At 69.5% G+C, this 20,720-nt stretch carries 15 protein-coding genes and 1 rRNA gene; 11 read left to right on the top strand and 5 right to left on the bottom strand.

The features are described 5' to 3' along the window. The first annotated feature begins 168 nt into the window (after positions 1-168). Positions 169-1,413 (top strand): GGDEF domain-containing protein, encoded by a 1,245-nt coding sequence (locus tag ACZ6ZD_RS31170; protein WP_465677507.1) that lies wholly within the window; start codon positions 169-171, stop codon positions 1,411-1,413. Here ACZ6ZD_RS31170 and ACZ6ZD_RS31165 read toward each other — a convergent pair. Then, positions 1,410-2,384 carry a zinc-binding dehydrogenase gene (locus tag ACZ6ZD_RS31165; protein ID WP_465677506.1) on the bottom strand — a complete coding sequence of 325 codons (975 nt, stop codon included), beginning with the start codon at positions 2,382-2,384 and terminating at the stop codon, positions 1,410-1,412. The genes ACZ6ZD_RS31170 and ACZ6ZD_RS31165 overlap by 4 nt on opposite strands. Positions 2,385-2,514: 130 nt before the next feature. On the opposite strand from ACZ6ZD_RS31165, the gene ACZ6ZD_RS31160 reads away from it, so the two are divergent. From ACZ6ZD_RS31160 to ACZ6ZD_RS31150, 3 genes are all read left to right on the top strand, one after another. Then, positions 2,515-5,295, top strand: coding sequence for a DEAD/DEAH box helicase (locus tag ACZ6ZD_RS31160; RefSeq protein WP_465677505.1), 2,781 nt, complete (start codon positions 2,515-2,517; stop codon positions 5,293-5,295). Beyond that, on the top strand, positions 5,292-6,509 hold the full coding sequence (locus ACZ6ZD_RS31155) for an SWIM zinc finger family protein (RefSeq protein WP_465677504.1): 1,218 nt from the start codon (positions 5,292-5,294) through the stop codon (positions 6,507-6,509). Before ACZ6ZD_RS31160 ends, ACZ6ZD_RS31155 begins: the two co-directional genes overlap by 4 nt. A 253-nt stretch (positions 6,510-6,762) precedes the next feature. Continuing rightward, complete coding sequence (locus tag ACZ6ZD_RS31150; RefSeq protein WP_465677503.1) at positions 6,763-7,392, top strand: hypothetical protein; 630 nt, start codon at positions 6,763-6,765, stop codon at positions 7,390-7,392. On the opposite strand, the gene ACZ6ZD_RS31145 is transcribed toward ACZ6ZD_RS31150, so the two are convergent. Then, positions 7,380-7,571 carry a hypothetical protein gene (locus ACZ6ZD_RS31145; RefSeq protein ID WP_465677502.1) on the bottom strand — a complete coding sequence of 64 codons (192 nt, stop codon included), beginning with the start codon at positions 7,569-7,571 and terminating at the stop codon, positions 7,380-7,382. The two genes, ACZ6ZD_RS31150 and ACZ6ZD_RS31145, sit on opposite strands and share 13 nt — an antisense overlap. A 190-nt stretch (positions 7,572-7,761) precedes the next feature. After that, on the bottom strand, positions 7,762-8,739 hold the full coding sequence (locus tag ACZ6ZD_RS31140; protein WP_465677501.1) for a GDSL-type esterase/lipase family protein: 978 nt from the start codon (positions 8,737-8,739) through the stop codon (positions 7,762-7,764). A 199-nt stretch (positions 8,740-8,938) separates the two neighbouring features. Between ACZ6ZD_RS31140 and ACZ6ZD_RS31135 the strand changes: the two genes are divergently transcribed. From ACZ6ZD_RS31135 to ACZ6ZD_RS31105, 7 genes are all read left to right on the top strand, one after another. Then, on the top strand, positions 8,939-10,129 hold the full coding sequence (locus ACZ6ZD_RS31135) for a hypothetical protein (RefSeq protein WP_465677500.1): 1,191 nt from the start codon (positions 8,939-8,941) through the stop codon (positions 10,127-10,129). Continuing rightward, positions 10,126-10,752 carry a hypothetical protein gene (locus tag ACZ6ZD_RS31130; RefSeq protein WP_465677499.1) on the top strand — a complete coding sequence of 209 codons (627 nt, stop codon included), beginning with the start codon at positions 10,126-10,128 and terminating at the stop codon, positions 10,750-10,752. Before ACZ6ZD_RS31135 ends, ACZ6ZD_RS31130 begins: the two co-directional genes overlap by 4 nt. Next, positions 10,745-11,428 carry a hypothetical protein gene (locus ACZ6ZD_RS31125; protein WP_465677498.1) on the top strand — a complete coding sequence of 228 codons (684 nt, stop codon included), beginning with the start codon at positions 10,745-10,747 and terminating at the stop codon, positions 11,426-11,428. The genes ACZ6ZD_RS31130 and ACZ6ZD_RS31125 overlap by 8 nt, the downstream gene beginning before the upstream one ends. Further along, positions 11,425-14,544: a coiled-coil domain-containing protein gene (locus tag ACZ6ZD_RS31120; protein WP_465677497.1), complete on the top strand. Its 3,120-nt coding sequence runs from the start codon at positions 11,425-11,427 to the stop codon at positions 14,542-14,544. The genes ACZ6ZD_RS31125 and ACZ6ZD_RS31120 overlap by 4 nt, the downstream gene beginning before the upstream one ends. Before the next feature lie 109 nt (positions 14,545-14,653). Further along, positions 14,654-17,395, top strand: a complete 2,742-nt coding sequence (locus ACZ6ZD_RS31115; protein ID WP_465677496.1) for an AbfB domain-containing protein — start codon at positions 14,654-14,656, stop codon at positions 17,393-17,395. Position 17,396: 1 nt separating this feature from the next. Continuing rightward, positions 17,397-19,238: a glycoside hydrolase family 76 protein gene (locus ACZ6ZD_RS31110; RefSeq protein WP_465677495.1), complete on the top strand. Its 1,842-nt coding sequence runs from the start codon at positions 17,397-17,399 to the stop codon at positions 19,236-19,238. 199 nt (positions 19,239-19,437) lie between these two features. Continuing rightward, a complete protein-coding gene (locus ACZ6ZD_RS31105; protein WP_465677494.1) occupies positions 19,438-20,088 on the top strand; it encodes a hypothetical protein in 651 nt (216 codons plus the stop codon). On the opposite strand, the gene ACZ6ZD_RS31100 is transcribed toward ACZ6ZD_RS31105, so the two are convergent. Together ACZ6ZD_RS31100 and rrf are read right to left on the bottom strand one after the other, a co-directional pair. Beyond that, entirely contained in the window at positions 20,062-20,547 is a 486-nt protein-coding gene (locus ACZ6ZD_RS31100; protein WP_465677493.1) for a P-loop nucleotide/nucleoside kinase family protein, read from the bottom strand. The two genes, ACZ6ZD_RS31105 and ACZ6ZD_RS31100, sit on opposite strands and share 27 nt — an antisense overlap. 98 nt (positions 20,548-20,645) lie before the next feature. Next, a 5S ribosomal RNA gene (gene rrf / locus ACZ6ZD_RS31095) occupies positions 20,646-20,720 on the bottom strand; the annotation flags it as partial.

Raw genomic sequence — 20,720 nt, 5'->3', positions numbered from 1 at the left:
GCAGGTCGGGATGACCTCGCGTGAACAGACAGTTACTATTCAGGAATAACCGCTCAGGTCTATCCGTGTGAGGCCACCATGATTCTGATCGGTCGGAGCAATTGGGTGCCACCCCGCCAATGGAAGCTCTGGTCGTTACCGCGTCCCGCGCTGGGCTACGTGCTCGGTGTGGATGCAGTCGCAGTCACGATCACCGCCTTGGCTCTGGCCTCGACGCTCTCCGGCGCCCGTACCGGTGTGAGGCCCTCCGAGTGGGTCGCCTTCGCCGTGCTGGCGGCCGCCTCGGTGCTACACCTGGAGTCTGCCCGCGGGATCGAGCGCCGACGCGAGATGGCAGCTAACAGTTCGCCATACACGAACCTGAAGAGCCTGTGGGTGTTCGCCGGCCTGCTGCTGCTCCCGCTGAGCCTGGTGATCGCTCTGATCGTCGTCTCGTACGGCTACTCGTGGATCCGCGTCTACGGCCGGACGATCGCGCACCGCAAGGTCTTCTCGGCCAGCACCTTCATCCTGGCCAGCGCGGCCGCTGCGGCCGTACTGCGCGGCGGCGGGCTGCTCACCGAGCCGCGGGTGCCGACCGGGCCGTTCACGCTGCTCGTGGTGCTGGGCGCCGCGACGACGTGGTGGCTGGTCAACTTCGCGCTCGTGATCGGCGCGATCCTGCTCTCCTCCCCCGACGCCACCGCCCGCGGCGCTCTGGGCGACCTGTCCGACCAGCTCGTCGTAGTCGCCGGTCTGGGGCTCGGTGTGGCGGTCGCCGCTCTGCAGGCGTCGTACCCCTGGGTCGTGCCGATCCTGATGGTGACAGTGCTGACTCTGCACCGGGATCTGCTGCTACCGCAGTTCCAGCGGGCCGCCGGCACCGACGTGAAGACCGGACTGGCGACTCCGTCGTACTGGGCGAACGCAGTGCCGGCTGAGCTGGCTCGGGCGGAGACGCTGCGGAGCACAGTCGGTCTGCTGATGCTGGATCTGGACAGGTTCAAGGAGATCAACGACACCTACGGGCACCCGGCCGGCGACCAGGCCTTGAAGGCAGTGGGCCAGAGTGTCCGCGCCGAGGTGCGCCAGGGCGACCTGGTCGCGCGCATCGGCGGCGACGAGCTGGCGGTGCTGTTGCCGGGCGCATCGGAGTCAGAGGTGCTCGAGGTGGCCGAGCGCATCCGGGACCGGCTGAGCACGCTCAGCGTCTCGGTCGACACGACAGCCGAGCGTACGGCGGTCATCACCGGCGTACCGGCCTCGATCGGCGCAGCCGTCTATCCGGACGTCGCGAACACCATGGACCAGCTGGTGCTCGCAGCGGACAACGCACTGCTCAGCGCCAAGCGGGACGGGCGGAACCGCATTGTCGCGGCCCGCCCGAACCCACCAGCAGTGACTGACCACTCCGAACAGCCAGTTGGCGACTAGCGCACTCTGATCAACGCTTTGCCGAGCAGCGTCCGCTGCTCGAGTGCAGTGTGCGCGTCGGCGACGTGGTCGAGGTCGAAGATCTGGTCCACCACAGGGACCAGATCACCGGCCGCGGCGCGTTCCAGCACCTGTGCTCCGCTGACGCTGGTTGTGGTGGTGTCCGCGCGCAGGTCGAGGATGCCTTTCACTGTGATGCCGCGCCGCTCAGCCTCGGCCGGCTCGACCGCAGCGAATCCACCACTGGGCGCTCCGTGCGCTGAGATCCAGCCGCCGTCCTTGACCACGCTGAACGCCGTAGCGCCGAGCTGTCCACCGGCACCTTCGAAGGCGATGTCGACGCCGCGGTCATCAGTTGCCGCGAGCACCTCCTTCTCCCAACCCGGCTGGGAGTAGTCGATCACCACATCTGCGCCCTGCGCCTTGCTGAGGTCCAACTTCGCCTGTCCCCTGGCCGCTGCGATAACGCGCGCACCGGCACGGTGGGCCAGCTGAATCAGCAATAGCCCCATTCCGCCTGCGGAAGCGGTGATCAGCACGTCCTTACCCCGCATCGGCGGGGCGAGCTCTTCGAGCATCAGCGCGGTCCAGCCGTCCCCAGACACGGCGACTACGGTTTCCAGGCTCAGCCCGGGCGGTGCCTCAGTCAGAGCGTCGACAGCGACCACTGCGAGCTCCGCGTGCGCGCCGAAGTCCGCTGCGCGGCCGACTACGGTTTTGCCGATCCACTCGGCGTCCACTCCGGGCCCAGTGGCGCGCACGCGGCCGCCGAGGAGACTGCCGGGGACGTACGGCGGTTCTACCGCGAAGAACTCACCGTGGTGCCCCTGCCGGAGCGCCGTCTCGACGAAGATGACGTCGGCGAGCTCGACCTCGACGACGACCTGTCCGGCAGCCGGCACCGGATCGGGCCACTCCTGGGTCCTGATCACTGTCGGGTCGCCGAACTCGGTCACCACTGCTGCACGCATCGCTCACTCCTTGGATTGTCGGGCCCCCAGCCTGTGACCTGAACAATGGTTGAGGTCAAGTCGGGCAGTTATCCACAGGTGCTCGACGACGAACAGGAAGTTGTCGGCGACTCGGCGTACTGTGCGGGGCATGTTCGACGCCGTCTTTGTCCCAGCCGACCCGCCGCGCGCGGGCCGATTGGCCTTGTACGGCGAGGTATCGAGTGCCGACGGCAGCGTCGATCTCGTGCTGCCCAAGGGTTCTCAGGTCCGGCGCGCGAGAGTGCCGGCGCGGTTGGTCAGCGTGCCGGAGGCGCTCGCGATGGCCACCTCATCGGTCGAGGGAGCAGCCAGCTGGCAGGCCTGGCGAGCGGCCGCGCTGGCGGGGCTGGGGCTGATCGCGCGTGGTCGGCTCGTTCCGGATCTGACCCCGAGCGGGTACGGCGGCTGGCGGGTGGCGCCGCTGGATCCGTTGGACCGGGGCTGGCTGAAGCAGCTGGCCGCAGCGATGCCGGCGTCCGCGCATGCATTGCCGATCGAGGGCACGCGGCCGCTGCGGCTGGTGGATCCGGAGCAGCTCGTGCGCGCGTTCTGGGATGCGATCGCGGACACGCTCGTCCGGAGTCCGGCTGCTGCGGTGTCGGTCGGGTCCGGCGCGGCCGCATTCGCTGCGGTAGAGCCAGTGCAGGCGCCGGCGCCGACTGCATGGCTGGCAGAGACAGCGCAGTCCGAAGACGCCGGTGCGCGGTTGGTGCTGCGCATCGAGCCGCCTGAGGGTCTCGACGACTTCCGTGCCGTGCTGCAGCTGCGCAGTGAGCTGGATCCGAGTCTGTTGGTAGACGTTGCCGATGTGTGGACGGCGCCGGCCGCAGTGCTGGCCGCGCTGGGTGAGCGGGCCGAGACTGACCTACTGCTAGCGCTGCGACGTGGGGCGCGGGTGTGGCCGCCGCTGAGTAGCGCGTTGCAGGATGCGGCGCCGTCCGCGGTCAGTGTCGACGATGAGGCGTTGGAAGAGCTGGTCGAGGGCAGTACGGCGCTGGAGGGTGCCGGAATCGAGGTGCTCTGGCCGGCCGAGCTGTTCGCGGGTGAGCTCGCCATGCGCGGCACAGTCGCGACACCGACGCCCAGCGCGGTGACCGGGCCGGATTTCAGTCTCACCGATCTAGTGGCGTTCAGGTGGCGGCCGACGCTCGACGGACAGGAGCTGTCCGAGCAGGAGGTCGCTGCGCTGGCGGAGGCTAAGCGGCCGATGATCCGGATGCGCGGGCGGTGGGTGCGGGTCGACCACGACGTCGTCCGGAAACTGCGCACCGGAGCGAGCCGGAAGCTGACCGGTGCGGAGGCGCTCGGGGCCGCGCTGACCGGTGCCATCGAGATCGACGGCGAGCTGGTCGCTTTCGACGCGAGCGGATCGCTGGCGACGATGCTGACCCGACTGCGGTCGGCTGAGGAGCCGCTACCGGCGTCCGAGCCGTTGGGTTTGCAGGCGACCTTGCGGGACTACCAGCGCCGCGGGGTCGCGTGGATGGCGCAGCTGACCGAGCTGGGGATGGGCGGTTGTCTGGCCGACGACATGGGCCTGGGGAAGACGATTCAGATCATCGCGCTGCACCTGCTGCGGCGCGATCGAGGGCCGACATTGGTGGTCTGCCCGTCGACCCTGCTCGGCACGTGGGAGCGCGAGTTCGCGCGCTTCGCGCCCCAGGTGCCGACGCGCAGGTTCCACGGCGCCGGGCGGACGCTGAGCGAGCTCGCGGCCGACGAGGTGGTGCTGACGACGTACGGCGTCGTCCGGCAGGATCATCGGGTGCTCGGCGAGCTCAGCTGGTGTCTGGTCGTCGCGGATGAGGCGCAGCACGCGAAGAACCCGCTCTCCCGGACGGCCCGCGCACTAAGGACGTTGCCATCAGCAACCAGAATCGCGCTGACCGGGACGCCGGTGGAGAACCGGTTGTCCGAGCTCTGGTCGATCCTGGACTGGGCAGCGCCGGGGCTGCTCGGCTCGCTCGAGCGGTTCCGGCAGGACATCGCCGTCCCGGTCGAGCGGTATCACGACGCGGAGGCGACGTCCCGGCTGGCGCGCGTCACGCGGCCGTTCCTGCTCCGGCGGAAGAAGAGCGACCCGGGGATCGCGCCGGAGCTGCCGCCGAAGACCGAGCACGACGTCGTCGTCCCGCTGACCGTCGAGCAGGCGACGCTCTACCAGGCGGTGGCGACCGAGACGCTCGCGAAGATCGAGTCGGCGGAGGGGATCGAGCGGCGCGGGCTGGTGCTGAGTCTGCTGACCCAGCTGAAGCAGGTGTGCAACCATCCGGCGCAGTTCCTGCATCAGCCGGGCCCGCTGGAGCGCCGATCGGGCAAGCTGGCGGCGCTTGACGAGTTGCTCGACGTCATCCTGGCCGAGGGTGAGTCGGTGCTGATCTTCAGTCAGTACGTCGAGATGTGCCGGTTGATCGAGGCGCATCTGGCTGAGCGCCGGGTCCGGTCGCTGTTCCTGCACGGTGGAATCGGAGTGCGCAAACGTGAGCAGCTGGTCGAGGAGTTCCAGCGCGGCGAGGCGCAGGTGTTCCTGTTGTCGCTCAAGGCGGGCGGCGTCGGGCTGACGCTCACTCGGGCGACGCATGTCGTGCATTACGACCGCTGGTGGAATCCCGCCGTCGAGGATCAGGCGACCGACCGCGCCTACCGGATCGGGCAGGACCGGCCGGTGCAGGTCCATCGGCTCGTCACCGAGCACACGCTGGAGGACCGCATCTCGGCTGTCATCGCCGCGAAGCGCGAGCTTGCCGACGCGGTGGTCGGCTCGGGTGAGGCGTGGTTGAGCGAGTTGTCGGACAGCGAGCTGACCGAATTGGTCTCGCTGTCGACGGCGCCGATCAAGTCGGGTGCGGCCAGTGCGTACAACCCGTCCGCGATCGGGAGGACGCCGTGAACGAGCGCGTGCCCTGGCAGGGCTGGCGTCGCGACAAGAGCGAGGACGCCGGGCTCCCCGCAGCCAAGGGTCCGGGGAGTCGGCGTCCGTTCGGGGCGACCTGGTGGGGCCGGGCTTGGTTGGAGGCGTTGGAGCAACGCGCCCGGCTGGATCCGAATCGGCTCGCGCGCGGGCGTTCGTACGCTCGCCGCGGGAGCGTGCTGGAGCTGGCGGTCACACCGGGCGAGGTCGAGGCCGTCGTCCAGGGCAGCCGGTCGACGCCGTACCAGGTGACCGTGCGGATCCGCGCCTTCTCCAGCTCCGAGTGGGACGCCGTCCTGGCGATCGTGTCGGAGCAGATCGGTCGGGTGGCCGCGTTACTCGACGGGGAGCTGCCGCCGGAGGTGGTCGACGACGTCCAGGCTGCCGGGTTGGAGCTGTTGCCTGGTGCGGGTGAGATCCGGACGAGCTGCTCCTGTCCGGACTTCGCCGTCCCGTGTAAACACTCGGCCGCGGTCTGCTACCTGATTGCGGATGCGCTCGACAACGATCCGTTCGCGCTGTTGCTGTTGCGTGGGCGCTCGAAGGACGAGCTGCTCGCCGCGCTGCGCTCCCGGCGCGGGCCGGTTGCCGACGTACCCGTCGCGAAGCCCGCTCCTCCTGGGATCCCGGCGCGCGCTGCCTTCGCCGACCGTCCGCAGGTCGCGCTTCCCGCCGTCCCTCGGCCGCTGCGCGCGCCCAGGCTGCCCGCCGCCGTACAGGCTCTGGAGCCACCGCGCGCCACCGGCATCGAAGCGCGTGACCTGGTCGCCCTCGCCACCGACGCCGCCCAGCAAGCCTGGTCGCTGGCCTCCGGCTCCAGCGCCGAGCCGCTGACTTTCCAGCAAGACCTGGTACGCCGAGCCGCCGCCCTCGTCAGCGCACCGGAGCTGGCCGAGCTGGCGCACCGCGCCGACGTCCCCGCCCGTCAGCTCACCAGCTGGGCTGCCGCCTGGCGCCTGGCCGGCCCCGGCGGCCTCGCCGCCACCCTCGACACCGCAACTCCCGCCGACCCCGAAGCCCTCGCCGAAGCCGCCCGCCTCCTCCCCCACCCCCACACCGAAGCCAACCGAGTCACCTCCGGCAAACTCCAGCTACGCCTCATGCCCGACAACCTCTGGTACCGCTTCGACCAACACTTCAACGACTGGACCCTCACCCGTCCACCCGCCCCAGACCCCCAGTCCCTCCTCTGACCACCACAGGACCCCGATGCACCGTCCCACCGCCGCCCTCCTCAGCCTGGCCCTCCTACTCACCGCCTGCACCCCCACCACCAAACAAACCCAGCCACCCCCCTCACCAACCCCCAACCCCACCGGCTCAGTCTGCGAACGCGTCCAGCCAGTCATCGCAGGCAAGTGGAGGGCGGAGACGGCGCTGCCACGGTCTGTCGTCCCTTTGACAGCCAGCTGCAATCTGGTCGACCTCAACGACAAGTACCACCGCGTGCGCGTCTCAGTGTCGGTGGTTCCGGTCAGCGCCGCCAAGGTCATCCAATGGCGCACGGAACACGAACGGGACCCGCAGAACGGCGCCGAGTACGCACAGTCCGTCTTCGGGCCGGATTCCTGGTCGCACAGACCGAAGTTCGACGAGTCCGCGCTCACCTTTCGCGCGAGCGGCCGGCTGATCATGATGCGGCAGGAGGAAGGCTTTCTCGACGACTACGCCCAACTGGAGTCGATCGGGCGCGCGATCAAGGCCCTGCCCGGAGGAATCCAGCCTGAGCGGGCAATCGTCGAGCATCCCGACTGTGCTCTCGGGGCTACCGCGGCGGCCCGGACGCTTGGCGCGAAGGTGACTATGCAGCGCGGCGGGACCGCGGGGACTGCAAGGTTCTGCGCCTGGGGATCGGCCAACGCGACGATCGTGCTGCACGCCGGCAAATCCGGATCCGAGCCGGCTAAGTACGTCGGCTACGACGGGGATCCGGTCGACGTCGGCGACGGCGGCCGCCTGTCCAAACCCGGTCTGCTGGAGTTCCGGGTCGGTGCCACATTCGTGCAGATCTACGGACCGACGACCAAGGGACTCGTGGAGTTGGGGCGGGTTATGGCGCCGGTTTATGGGCGGTGATCGTCGGTGGGCGGGGTGGTGCTGATGTGGTCGCCTTCGCGGTGGGGGGCGGTTTCGTGGGCGGTTTTGTCCTTGGCGAGGGAGGCGGCACCGCGGCTCGAGGCGTAGACGACCCAGAGGATGTAGGCGACGGCGGCGAAGGTGATGATCAGGACGGGGATGATGAGCGCGGCGCCCATGGGTTGCCTCCTGGGTGGGGCTCGGCGGGTGGTGAGGAGTGGGTCCAGTCGCTCTCTGCTCTAAAACCCGCGCCACGGAGTCGGCGTTGCCGTCGTGGCTGTGTGGCTCCTGCTGACCTGCGACTCGACCACCCGCCGGGCGGTCTGGTGAAGACCGCCCGGTACCCAGGTCGCGTGCGGGGAATCGGGATCAGCGGCGGCGCAGCGGGGTGACGGCTTCGAGGGCCGGGACGAGGCGGTCGGCGATCTTGGCGTGGCCGGCGGTGGAGGGGTGGATGTCGTCGGTGCAGTCGTCCTCGGTGATCCAGCCGGTGGAGTCGATCAGGACGACGGCCGCGTCGTCCAGGGACTTGACCGCGGTGGCGATTGTCTCGGCGTGGGCGCCGTTGAAGGGGGTGAGGGCGACGATGGTGGTCGATGGGTAGGCGGTGCGGACGCGGACGACGTACGCGGCGTAGTGCTCGGCGGTCAGGTCGGGGTCGTTGACGCCGAGGTTGACGACGACGACGTCCGGAGCCTCGATCCGCTCGGCGGGGGATCCGGCGAAGTTCCAGCCGAAGGCGTCCAGGCTGGCGGGCACCTCACCGTTGCCCGGCCGCACGATCCCCTGACTGCCGAAGCCGACCTGGTGCGACGTCCCGCCGAAGGCTCGCGCGGTCAGGTAGGCGTAGGAGACGGAGCCGTCGACGCCGGCCGATTCGATGTCCGGGCTGACAGCGCGTACGCCTTGGGTGATCGAGTCGCCGTAGAACTCCAGGCGCGGACCGCCCGGGCGGCCGCTGAGGCGCAGGCGCGAGTTCACGTCCAGGACGAGGCCGGCGAAGACCACCGCGCTCTCGAAGGGCGGGTTCCAGCGGTTGGCGTGCTCGTTGACGTCCTTGACCACAACCAGGACCTGGTGCCGACCGGTCGGCGCGGACACCTCGATGACCGAGTCTTCGATCAGGTGCAGCTGCGGCTCACCCTCGTCGACCGTGATCCACAGGTGCGGGGCGACCGTCAAGCCGGTCGTGTCGAAGAGCAGCTGGACCCGCTCCCCCGCGAAGGAGAACGCGAACCGCGACCCGGAATTGACCGTGATCGCGACACCCGGCTGGTGTCCCCACTGCCCCTCCAGCACGATCCGCGGGTCTGACGGGGCGACAACCTCACCCGGCTCGAACGGCACGACTCACTCCTCATCTCGATGGCGGCGCCATTGTCCCACCACCCGTCCCGGCGGCCGCGGGCCGCGAACCGCCGGAGCGGGCCGCCGAGTTTTCCACAGGCTCGGCGTGGCCGGTTTTTGGTCTGTCGGGGTCGGTGGCTAGAGTCCCTTTCCTGGTTGCCGCTCGCTCGCGAGGCGGCGCCGCACGGGAGGAGTGAGCATGGACGCGACGTTGCTGGACGCGGAGGCCGAAGCGGCCGTGCTGCGCGTCTACCGTCAGGTGTTCGCGGTGCTCGCCCGCGAGGCCGGGGCGATGATCGTCGATCCGGACCTGCTGGACGCCGATCAGGCGATCCTGGACGCGTTCGCCGAAGCCGGCAGCGACGGGCTCACCGTGGAGCAGGCGACGCTGGCGTGCCGGGCCTACCCGCATGACGTGATCGTGCGCCGATTCGACGTCCTGCGGCAGTACGGCGCGATCACCAAACTCGTCGACCGGCCGAACGAGCTGCGCCATCGGGCGGCGTTCGCGCCGTACGTGATGCTGATGTTCCTGCGCCGGATGTCGGTCCAGGGCGGGCAGGCCGAGCTGCACCAGCTGCTGACCCTGGAGGCGCACAGCGTCAGCGACCCGAAGTCGACCGAGGACGACGGGCTCGCCTCGATCGAGCGGCTGACCAAGGTCTTCCGCCTGCTCGGCAACGAGCTGGCGATTCTGGTCGCGACCAGCACCACACCGCAGCTACGGGAGAACGCGCAGCTCGCCTGGGGTAACGAGCGTCTGATCGAGCAGGCCGAGACCGTGCATCGGATCGTCCTGGGTCGTTGGCCGACGCTGCACCGCGCCTGCACCTCGCTGCGGATGTCGCTCGCGGCGTACGCCGACGCCGTCCAGCTGGCCGCGGGGCGCTTGGTCGAGCGCGCCGGGACGACGCGGGCGCTCGGGCTGCTGCCGATCGAGACCTGGCTGACGTTCACTCGCGGTAGCGAGCCGGATGCGCTGGCCGCCGTCCTGGACGGGCTGATCTTCGACGCCGCCGCGCCGGACTTCTCACCGCAGGCGATGGTTGAGGCGGTCGAAACAGGCCGTCGCTCCGGTACGGCGCGGATGGCGCCGCCTCGGCCGACTGGCGAGGTGGAGGCGCCGGAGTCCGCGGCCGCGACCGACCGTGAGGAGCTGCGGGCCGAGGCCGAGCGAGTGCTGGCCGGTCGGCCCACCGTCGACATCGTCGAGGTCATTGACGACGCCGGTGACTGGGTGACGGCCCGGCGGGTGCTGGCTGAGCTGACCGCCGCGCATCTGCACGACGAGCTCGACTACGAGCTGGTCTGGTCCGACGGGATGCGCATCGATCCGGCCGCCGGGACGCCGTGGGCGACCGAAGGCGTGTTCCGGCGGGTGGCGCGATGAGTACGCCGTCCGAGGCGGTCGAGCGCCGGCTCTACAACGCGCTGTGGTGGGCGAAGGTGCAGTCGGCCGGCCCGCTCGAGGTCGAGCCGGACACCCCGGCGGTGGCCGGGCTGACCCGCGCCGCGACGCCGGACGGCGCGAAGGTGTGGCTCGTTCCGACGATGCCGACCGGCGCCGGGCACACGGTTCTCGAAGAGCTGGGCGCTCCCCCGGTCGCCGTCGAACAGCCGAACGAGACCGCTCGTGTACTCGCGATCTGCGTGACCTGTTGCTGGACTGATCGCAGCGGTTCCGCCTGGCCCGGTACGACGGGGACGCTCGTCCAGATCAGATCCGTGTACGCCGCCATGCGTGGCCGGGCCGAGCAGTCGAGCGATCTGACCCTGATCATCGGCAGCCTGCGCCGCCTGCACGCGACACACTGGATCAGGTGGAACGAGAAGGCCGGCGAGGTTCGGCTCGGTCCGCGCGTCATCACCTGGGACGCCGGTGATCAGGCCACTCTCCGAGATCTGTGCCGCCACCTCCCCGACCCGCCGCCCGCCGTCCTCGCGGAGCCGGCTGTCGAGCCCGAGCCGGCGCCGGTTCTCGCGGCCGAGTCCGAGGAGGCCGCTGATGAGTGAGCAGCACGCGCTGTTCGATCCGCTCCTGCAGGATCTGAGCGACCGCGCCCGGGACGAGGTGCTCGCCGCGTTCAGCGCCGTCCAGTACGCCGCGCATCCGGTGGCCGAGGTGCAGCTCGCCGGGCTGCGCGACGTGACCTTGCGCCGTCAGGTGCAGAAGATGCTGAAGCTGATCGGGCGCACGCTCGTCCACGTCGACGGCACCCACTGGACGGCCGGGTACGCCGACGACATCGCCGAGGCCCTCACCGCCCAAGGGTGGCAGCCGCTGCCGGTCGTCGACCGGGCCGTGCTCGTTCTGGTGCTGGTCCACTCGGTCGCGATTCCGCGCAGCGAAGGCATCCTGACCGGCGACAGCTGGAAGTCGGCCCGCCCGACGACCGTCGACGAGCTGCGGACGACGCGGATCAGCGGCGAGGAGCGGCGGCTCGCGCTGCAGCGCCTCCGCGCGGCCGGTCTGATCCAACTGTCCGGCGACCACTCCGGTGGTCCCAGCTACATCCCCGGTCCGCAGTTGCAGCGGCTGACACCGGCGGCCCGGCGCCGCCTGCAGGACCAGCTCATCCTGGCCGCCGCCCCCGCGAGCCCGATCGCGGAGGCCATCCGCGCCCGCAACGGGACAGCCACGGCGCTGGATGTCGCGACCAGCACGGAACCGGAAGAAGGAGTCGCATGAGTAGCGCGGTGGAGGACGGTCCGTTCGACATCCTCGGGTCGAAGGTGCTGCTCGGTGTCCAGGTCGTCGACCTGTCCCGGCTGTCGACGCACCCGATCCCGATGGTCGGCCAAGGCCTCGTCACGGTGGCCGGTCAGGGCCCGACCGACTCGAACGGCGCCGGCAAGTCGTCCTGGATCGCGGCGCTCAGCCTGCTGCACGCCGATGACCAGTGGCGGCTGACCAGTGGCGCGCCCGGTGCGGCCGAGCTGCTGTTCACCGCCGAGGCCGCCGGCCAGGAGGGTAACTGGTCGAACGTCGACCGCGGCTACATCGTCGGCGTCTTCTCCGATCCCGCGCTGACCGAGCTCGAGGAGATCGAGGCGGCCGCGATCACCGTCTGGATCCGGATCAACCGCAAGGCGTCGTACCTCGATCTGCGCTGGAAACAAGGTCTCCACGTCCCGTACGGCGCAACCGAGGCCGAGCGGGCCGCGGGCGCCGACGCGCTCTGGGCCGCGCTGCCGCACTCCAACGGCCGTACGGATTTCCACGCTAACAAGCTGTCCACCGTGCTGTACGGCGGCCAGGTGCGCTGTGTCTCGTTCCTGTCGACGTCGGTGCGGTCCAGCCCGACGGCGAACCTGCTGGCCGAGCCGCTGAACGAGCTCGGTCCGGCCCGGATCTTCAACGCGATCGCCACCCTGACCGGTCTCGACCACGAGCTGGAGCAGGAGCAGGCGCATCGCTCGGCCGAGCACAAGCAGCGCGAGGCGACCAAACAAGCGACAGCCGATCTGCAGCGCTGGGAGCAGGAGATGGCCGCCGTCGAGGCGGGCATCCTGCAGCGCGGCGCCGCGCGGAACGCGCTGGCCGCGGCCAAGGAGTCCTGGCTGGCGCGGAACGCGCGGCATCTGATCGACGGCGACGCGCGCAACGCCGAGATCCTGGAGGAGCTCGGCACGCTGGACGAGCGGGTCGCCGAGCAGGAGGCGCGCCGCGAGGCGGTCGATACCGAGATCGATGCCTTTGGCAACGAGGAGCTGCTGCTCCGGGACGTCCAGCTGACCCGGCAGGAGCGCGACAAACTCGACGCGCGGGACCGCGAGCTCGATCTCGCGCAGCGCTCCGTCCGCGAGCAGCTGGAGCGGCTGGGCCAGGAGCATCGCAAGCTGCTGGACGCCGGTCGCTCGGCGGACGGCCGCGATCTGGAGGCGGCCGGCCAGGAGCAGGCCGAGGCGCGGGAGGCGCTCGAAGAGCACATCGGCCAGGACCACGCGGCTCGCTCCGCGGTCGATGCCGCGAAAGCCGAGCTGCGCGAGGCGGAGAGCGGTCAGACCGTTTCCGCTGCTCAGCAACAGGTTCTGGAGACGGCCGGGCTCGAGTGCGGTGCGCTCACCGACATCACCGAGCTGCCGGAGTCCGAGCGGGCCGAGTGGGAGCCGCGGCTGGCGCCGTACCGGGAGGCCGTCGTCATCGACGCCGGTGACGCCGTGGTCGCGTCCACCGCGCTGGCGGACGCCGGGTATGCCGGGTTCCTGCTCGTGCTGGCGAATCGGCCCGGCGCGAAAGCCAAACGGGGTAAGGGCTGGCCGGTTTCGGCCGACGAGCGCTTCACCCTCGACGCGTTCTTCGCGACGCTTGCCGAGCGAGCCTCGAAGGAGAACATCGACGACGTCGCCGGTGTCGTCGCGGTCGGCCAGTTCGACGAGCCGCTGACTGGGCGGACGGCGCGGATTCAAGCGGCCGGCCGTCGCGTCGACGCCGCGGTCGCCGCCCGCGCTGTCGCCGCGGCCGCGCTGGAGCAGGCGCGCGCCCGGGTCGAGCAGGCCGAGCGCCGGACGGCGGCCGCCCGCGCGCTCGCCGACGCGGACGCCGTCCAGGAGCAGATCCTGGCGCTGCGCGAGAGTATCGACCGCCACGAGAACGATCGCGATTCGCTCGCTCCGCAGCTGCAGGCCGCGAAGGAGTCCGCCGAGGCGGCCGCCGGTCAGCAGCTCGTCCGCGACGAACGGCTGAAGAACCTCGAGTCCACGCGGCGCGACCACGAACGCATCCTCGACGACCTGACCGCGCGGCGGCTGCGACTGCTCGAAGAGCAGGCCGGTCTCGATCTGACCGCGCGCGTCACCGCGTGGGGCGGGACTGCGGCCGAGGCCGACGAGTTCGTCCGCGGGCTGCCCGACGACGCGCAACGACGTACGACAGCCGACTGGAACCACCAGGCGTGCACGCAGCTCGACGACGTCATCCGCCGGTGCTTCCCGAATGCGGGCGCCCGCGAGGAGATCCCGGCCGAGCTGCGGGAGATCCTGAGCGGGCCGGATGGCTGGACGAGCGGCACTCTGGGCGCGCGCGTCGGCCTGGTCCCGGCTTTGCACCGGACGTTGAGCAGCCATCTTGCGCAGCACGAGACGTTCGACAGTCTGCAGCAACAGCAGATCGCGACTCAGCGCGCCGAGCGGCATGCCGCGCTCGAACGCGCCCGCGAGGGTCTGGGCGAGGCCGAGAGCACGGCCCGCGCACACCGTGCCTCCCTTGCCGACGGCATCAAAGCGCGGTTGCGCCTGGTGTCGCAGGAGTTCGACCGGCTCGACCAGCAGTACGGCGGCTACGGCGCGAAGCTCGAATTCCCCGAGCCCGACCCGCCCGCCGAGCCGGACAAACCCTGGCGATGGACGGTCACGCCGAAGTGGCGGCGTTCGGAGGGCGGCCCGTTCTCGGCGTTCAACGTCAAGGGCAACACCGCGCAGATGGACGAGAAGGCGGTGAAGCTGGTCTGCGCCGCCGCGCTGGCCGGCGGCTCAGACCGGCCGCTGCTGCTGATCCTCGACGAGCTGGGCCGCAACCTCGGGTCCCAGCACCGCCGGGAGGCCGTCGCGCTGTTCGAGCAGATCGGCCGCGACCGCAACATCACGGTGATCGGCGCGCTGCAGGACGACATGGAGCGGTACGCGCTCGCGTCGTCCCGGCTCTACGTCAAGCTCCGCCGCAGCTCGGACACGATGGCCTACAACCAGGCGCCGGTCGTCAAGGGCAACGAGGAGTACGCCGCCCGGGTCGAGCTGCTGCGCGAATGGCTGGAGTCGTACCGCGGCGCCACGCCGACGCTGGAGGCCTCGCCAACTCTCACGTAGTCGGACACTTTCCCACAGAAACAATCATCTGAGCTCTTGACCTGTTCGACCTCGTCGCCATACTGACGGGTGAGAGCGCTCTCTTCCCTACCGCCCCAGGGAGACCCAGATGAACTCCGCCCGGTCCCGTCATGCCCTGCCGCTGCGAGTGCTGCTGCTGGTGATCGCAGTACTCGCGGCGTTCCTGGTCCCCACACCCGCCAAGGCCTTCGTGCCGAAGCCGCCGCCACTCACGACGCCGTGGACGAACCAGGTCTCGGTGACGAATCCGCTGCCGGAGTACCCGCGGCCGCAGCTGACCCGGACCGAATGGCAGAGCCTCAACGGCGTCTGGCAGTTCGCGCCGACCAGCAACCTGAACAACCCGCCGATCGGCGGCACCTTGGCCGAAGAGGTGCTGGTCCCCTACCCGATCGAGTCGGCGCTGTCCGGCATCATGCGGCACGAGAACCGGATGTACTACAAGCGGAACTTCACCGTCCCGGCCGGCTGGTCCGGCCGGAATGTCCAGCTGAACTTCGGCGCGGTGATGTGGCAGTCGAAGGTGTGGGTGAACGGCGTTCTGCTCGGCACGCACGAGGGCGGGTACGACGCGTTCTCGTACAACATCACCTCCGCGCTGCGGGCCGGGAGCAACGAGATCATCGTCGGCGTCTGGGCGCCGGTCGACGTCGAGGACATCCCGCTCGGTAAACAACGGCTCAACCGCGGCGGCATCTGGTACACGCCGTCGTCCGGGATCTGGCAGACCGTCTGGCTCGAGCCGACCCAGGCCACCTGGGTGAAACGCCTCGACACCACGCCGAACGTCGCCGCCGGCGGCCTCGATCTGAACGTCCAGGCCTCTGCTGCCGGGCAGCCGGTCCGTGCGCAGGTCCTGTCCGGCGGCCAGGTCGTCGGCGAAGCGACAGGCGTCAGCGGTACGTCGTTCCGGGTGCCGATCCCGAACGCGCGGCTCTGGTCGCCGGACGATCCGTTCCTCTACGACCTCAGAGTGACGCTCGGCAGCGACTCCGTCGGCGGGTACTTCGGGATGCGGTCGGTCGGAAAGGCGATGATCGGCGGCTTCCTGCGGCCGACGCTGAACGGCAAGTTCGTCTATCAGCTCGGCACACTCGACCAGGGCTACTGGCCCGACGGCCTCTACACCGCGCCGACGGACGCCGCGCTGCGGTTCGATCTGGAGCAGCAGAAGGCGCTCGGCTTCAACATGGTCCGCAAGCACATCAAGGTCGAGCCCGCGCGCTGGTTCTACTGGGCCGACCGGCTCGGGCTGATGGTCCTGCAGGACATGCCGTCGCTGGTGGCCGGCCGGAACGCGTCGGCGACCGGCGAGGCGCGGTACGAGTCCGAGCTGCGGCGAATGATCGACAACCACAAGCAGATCACCTCGATCGTGCAGTGGATCCCGTTCAACGAGGGCTGGGGCGAGTTCCAGTCCGGCCGGATCGCCGATCTGGTCAAGAGCCTCGATCCGACCCGTTTGGTCAACCACAACTCCGGATCGAACTGCTGTGACTCCGATCCCGACCCGGGCAACGGCGATGTCATCGACGACCACATGTACGTCGGCCCCGGGCTCGCGCGGTCGCCGTCCAGTACGCGCATCCTGCAACTCGGTGAGTACGGCGGCCTCGGCCTGCACGTTCCCGGCCACGAGTGGCCGAGCGGCAACAGCTTCGCCTACGAGATGCTCCCGACCAGCGACGCCCTGACCAACCGGTACGCGCAGATCACCAGCCAGCTGCCCGACCTGATCAACGGCTCGGGGCTGTCGGGATCGGTCTACACCGAGCCGACCGACGTCGAGGACGAGATCAACGGCTTCTTCACCTACGACCGTCAAGTGCAGAAGATGGACTTCGCGCGCGTCCGCGCCGTCCATCAGCAGGTGCTCGCCGCCGCGAACGGGACCGGTCTGCCGACCGGCAAGCTCGTCTCGTTCCGCGTGACCACGCCGAACTACACCAACCGCTATCTGCGGCACACGGGCGGCGTCGCGAACACCGAGGTCGTCGACGGCGCCAGCAGTCAGACCTTGAAGCAGGACGCAAGCTTCTGGGTGCGTGCCGGTCTGTCGAACAGCAGCTGCTTCTCGTTCGAGTCGCGGAACTTCCCGGGGCAGTACCTACGCCAGCGCGACCAGCGTGTCTACAAAGAGGCCAACACCGGCGGCACGTTCGCGGCCGATGCGACGTTCTGCGCACGGCAGGGGCTGAGCGGCGGCGGCACCTCGCTGGAATCGGCAGCGCGACCTGGTCAGTACCTGCGGCACCGCAGTTCGGAGGTGTGGGTCGAGGGTGATACCGGTGGCTCGTTCCGCGACGACTCGACCTGGAACCTGGTGCCGGCCTGGTGGAAGAGCGGAGCCAGCCTGACGGTTGGCCAGTCGCGCACCTTCCGGGTCACGACCGCCGGCTACACCAACCGGGTGCTCCGGCATCGGGAAGGGCTGGCACGGACCGATGTGGTTGATGCGGGCTCCGCACTGTCCGACCGACAGGACTCCAGCTTCGTCGTCCGGGCCGGGCTGGCCGAGAGCACCTGCTACTCGCTGGAGTCGGCGAACTTCCCCGGTCAGTACCTGCGGCACAGTAACTATCGGCTGCAGAAGGCCGCGAGCGACGGGTCTGAGACGTTCCGCAAGGACGCGACGTTCTGCGCACAGCCGCCGCTGGCCGGAGGTGCCGGCAACGTGTCCCTCCAGTCGATCAACTACCCGACGTACTACGTCAGGCACGCCAGTGAGCTGGTGTACATCGCCACGGTCTCCGGGGCGAACGCCTGGGACGGCGGTGGCAGCTACAACGCCGACGCGACGTGGACCGACCAGTCCGGCCTTGGAGGCTGACATGCGACTCATCACCTGGGCGGCCGCGGCCAGTCTGCTAGCGGCGCTGCTCGCACCTACTAGTGCGGCGGCTGAGACACCGCCAGCCGCTCCGGCTCCGGCTGCCGCTGCCGTGTGCGCAGTCTCCTGCGACACGCTCGATCCATCGCGTGCACAGGAGGAGCTGTTCCCAGTCCCCGAGAAGGTGCTCAACGGACGCCGCGTCGTCCTGCACGTCTCCGACAAGGACGGGATGGCCTGGGGCAGCATCGACAACGGGTCAACCAACGACTCCGTCTGGCTCGACCGTAGTTGGGACGGCGGCGCCACCTGGGAGGGCCTCCTCGGCAAGGCCTGGATCCCGTCCGGATGGACCGGAACGCGCACACTGATGTACAACCTGTCCGACCCGGGTGGACACCGCCGCGGCATGATCCGCGCCTGTGGGGACGCCGCCGGCGTGGACTGCACTGCCTGGGCGTATCCGTCGGTCTGTGCAGCCGCCTGCGACGGCAGCGACGGTCCGTCCGGTGACAACCAGCCGGTGCCGTCGGCCACGCTGGCGAACCGCCGGATTGCGTTGCACATCGACAACCGCGGTATGGCCTGGGCAACGCTCGACACCGGTAAGGCCGGGGATGAGGTCTGGCTGGACCGCTCATGGAACGAAGGAGCCTCCTGGCCCGGCGGCTCCTCCCTCGGCCGCCTTGCGGTCAGCGCCGGTGCCACCTCGGCGCGGACCAAGCTCTACGCCAGCACCGACCCCCGCTCCAAGCTGTACGGCGGCGTCGTCCGTGCCTGCGGCCGAGCCGTCGAGGGGCAGAACGGCGCCTGTACGGCGTGGGCGCGGCCGGCGTCCGATCGGCTCGGCGCCGCGGCTGACGCGCTGATGTACTCCTATCAGCCGCACACCGCCTGGTGGCTGTCGAGCTGGTGGAACTCCGCGGTCGCGCTGACCACGGTGATGGACTACCAGCAGCGCGCCCGGCGTACGGACCTGCGCTGGATCGTCAATGAGATGTACGAGAAGAACCGTGGTGTCTTCCCGGCCGGTGTGAAGAGCGGCGACGCGCTGGAGGGGAACTTCATCTCCCGGGCGATCGACGACACCGAGTGGTGGGCGATCGCGTGGATCCAGGCCTACGACCTGACCGGGGAGCGGAAATACCTGGATATGGCTGTGACGATCGCGAACTACGTCCAGGGCTACTGGGACACCGGGTCGTGTGGCGGCGGCGTGTGGTGGGACCGGGAACGGACCTACAAGAACGCGGTCACAGTCGGGCTGTACATCCGCATGACCGCGGCATTGCACAACCGGCTGCCCGGCGACACACTCTGGCTGCAGCGGGCGACCACGAGCTGGAACTGGTTCAAGAACAGCGGGATGATCAACTCGGCCGGCCTGGTGAACGACGGCCTGAACGGATCCTGTGGCAACAACGGGCAGACCGTGTGGACCTACAACCAGGGCCTGGCGATCGGTGGGGCGCTGGAGCTGTGGCGGGCGACTGGCGACAGCACGATCCTGGCGAAGGCGCGGCAACTCGGCGACGCGGCGATCTCGTCGTCGCTACTCAGCCCCGGCGGGATCCTGACCGAGTCCTGCGACGCGGCCGGCACGTGTGATGACAACCAGAAACAGTTCAAGGGCATCTTCATGCGGTACTTGATGGACCTGGCCGACAGCACCGGCGATTCGGCGTACAAGACGTACGCGCAGCGGCAGGCCGACTCGATCTGGCAGTCCGACCGGGACGCGCTGAATCGGCTCGGCCAGCGGTGGGCCGCGGGCGGCGTCCGGGACTGGCGGACCCAGGCCAGTGGACTGGGTGGGCTCCTCGCGGCGACCCCGAAAAGCTGAGGTACTTCGGATGCTTATTTACTAAAACCGGACCCCGGTGGTCACCTCCGACCCACCGGTGCCGCAGACTGGTCGGGTGGATGCTCCGGAGAACCGCTCAGGCTCTTCACGCCGAGTAGGCGGAACTCTGGCCAACCATCCGACCACCGGCGTACCGTCTGCTGCGCAGGATCGGCCGGCTCACGATCGGAGGGCGTGAATGGCATCGTGGCTGTTGCGCGCTCAGTGGGCCCATCGCGACGAGAGCGTCGAGCAGCGCGCGCTCCGGGTGGATCGCACGCTGACGGCCGTCGCGGTGGCCTTTCCCGACGTCCACGCCTGGACGCAGGACGAGCGGTGGGGGTACCACGTCCTGGAGGCGGACGGCTCGATCCCGCTCGAGGAGATGGTCGAGGCCACCACCAAGGTGCTCGCCAACGGCTCCAGCACGACGCGCCTGCATCTGCAGAGCACCGGTGACCTGCCGTGGCTGTTCGATCTGTCGATGGGCGGCACGCTGACCACGGTCTCGGACCAGATCACGCTGCACTGGAGCGACGAGGACGCCCTCGTTCACTCTGAGCGCTTCGCTCAGGTACTCCGTGCCGTCGTGTCGATCTGGGAGCCGGAGTGGGCCAGCATCGCCGACACCGAGCTGGCCGCCGCGGCCGGGGTGTTCCGGCGCGGGATCCCGATGATGGGCTGGCTCACGTACGTCCGCGGGATGGTGGCCGGCGCGCACGGGATCGATATCCAGCTGACGCCGTTCGAGCGCGGGACGCTGCTTCAGGCGCCAGTCGCGCCGGCGGACCTGACTCCGGTGCACATCTGCGCGGCTGCCGCGCTAGTCGGCATCGCTCCGGAAAGTTGAGCGATCCCAGGTCGCGTACTCCTCTGCGGTCGGACGCTCGAAGAGGCCGTCGTACTCCTCCAGCTCCGATCGGCTGATCTCGAACACATCCGCAGGCCGATTCGCGTTCCGGGCCGCTAGTCGCGCCCAAAGGACCTCCAGCGGCGGGTCCAGGACGATCAGCTCGGTCTCGGCACCTAGATCCTTGGCACGGGAGCGGAAGAGATCACGCTCATCCGGCCCCCAGCAGCCGTAGTCGAGGATGACGTTGCCGCCCAGCGTGAGAACGCGAGCCGCGACAGACCAGAGCAGCTCGGACTCCAGCACCCAGCGTTTGTTGTCCGCCTCGCCAGCACCGAACAGCGGAGCCATCCATTCGTCCGGCGTCAGCCGAACCGCGGAGCGCTCCAGCTCGAGCTCACGGGCGAGGGTGGATTTGCCGGCGCCCGGCAGTCCCACGATCAGAATCAGCTCCGCCATTCGCAGAGCTTAGAAGCCGCACGGCCGCACGGCCACAGATTTTGGCTGTGGATATGCCAAGGGCCACCCCTCACGGGATGGCCCTTAACAGTGTGAAAGTCCGGCGGCGTCCTACTCTCCCACGACCTCCCGATCGCAGTACCATCGGCGCTGAAGGGCTTAACTTCCAGGTT

This window comes from Kribbella sp. NPDC104218 (genome assembly GCF_055584105.1).
The sequence above is the reverse complement of the archived record's forward strand: the minus strand, read 5'-3'. Positions and strand labels throughout refer to the sequence as shown.

Bases quoted from the DNA above. Each gene is read 5' to 3' on its own strand.
- ACZ6ZD_RS31105 (WP_465677494.1), top strand. From the start codon at position 19,438: ATGGCATCGTGGCTGTTGCGCGCTCAGTGGGCCCATCGCGACGAGAGC.
- ACZ6ZD_RS31100 (WP_465677493.1), bottom strand. From the start codon at position 20,547: ATGGCGGAGCTGATTCTGATCGTGGGACTGCCGGGCGCCGGCAAATCC.
- ACZ6ZD_RS31130 (WP_465677499.1), top strand. From the start codon at position 10,126: ATGAGTACGCCGTCCGAGGCGGTCGAGCGCCGGCTCTACAACGCGCTG.
- ACZ6ZD_RS31165 (WP_465677506.1), bottom strand. From the start codon at position 2,384: ATGCGTGCAGCAGTGGTGACCGAGTTCGGCGACCCGACAGTGATCAGG.
- ACZ6ZD_RS31120 (WP_465677497.1), top strand. From the start codon at position 11,425: ATGAGTAGCGCGGTGGAGGACGGTCCGTTCGACATCCTCGGGTCGAAG.
- ACZ6ZD_RS31115 (WP_465677496.1), top strand. From the start codon at position 14,654: ATGAACTCCGCCCGGTCCCGTCATGCCCTGCCGCTGCGAGTGCTGCTG.
- ACZ6ZD_RS31135 (WP_465677500.1), top strand. From the start codon at position 8,939: ATGGACGCGACGTTGCTGGACGCGGAGGCCGAAGCGGCCGTGCTGCGC.
- ACZ6ZD_RS31110 (WP_465677495.1), top strand. From the start codon at position 17,397: ATGCGACTCATCACCTGGGCGGCCGCGGCCAGTCTGCTAGCGGCGCTG.
- ACZ6ZD_RS31145 (WP_465677502.1), bottom strand. From the start codon at position 7,571: ATGGGCGCCGCGCTCATCATCCCCGTCCTGATCATCACCTTCGCCGCC.
- ACZ6ZD_RS31160 (WP_465677505.1), top strand. From the start codon at position 2,515: ATGTTCGACGCCGTCTTTGTCCCAGCCGACCCGCCGCGCGCGGGCCGA.
- ACZ6ZD_RS31125 (WP_465677498.1), top strand. From the start codon at position 10,745: ATGAGTGAGCAGCACGCGCTGTTCGATCCGCTCCTGCAGGATCTGAGC.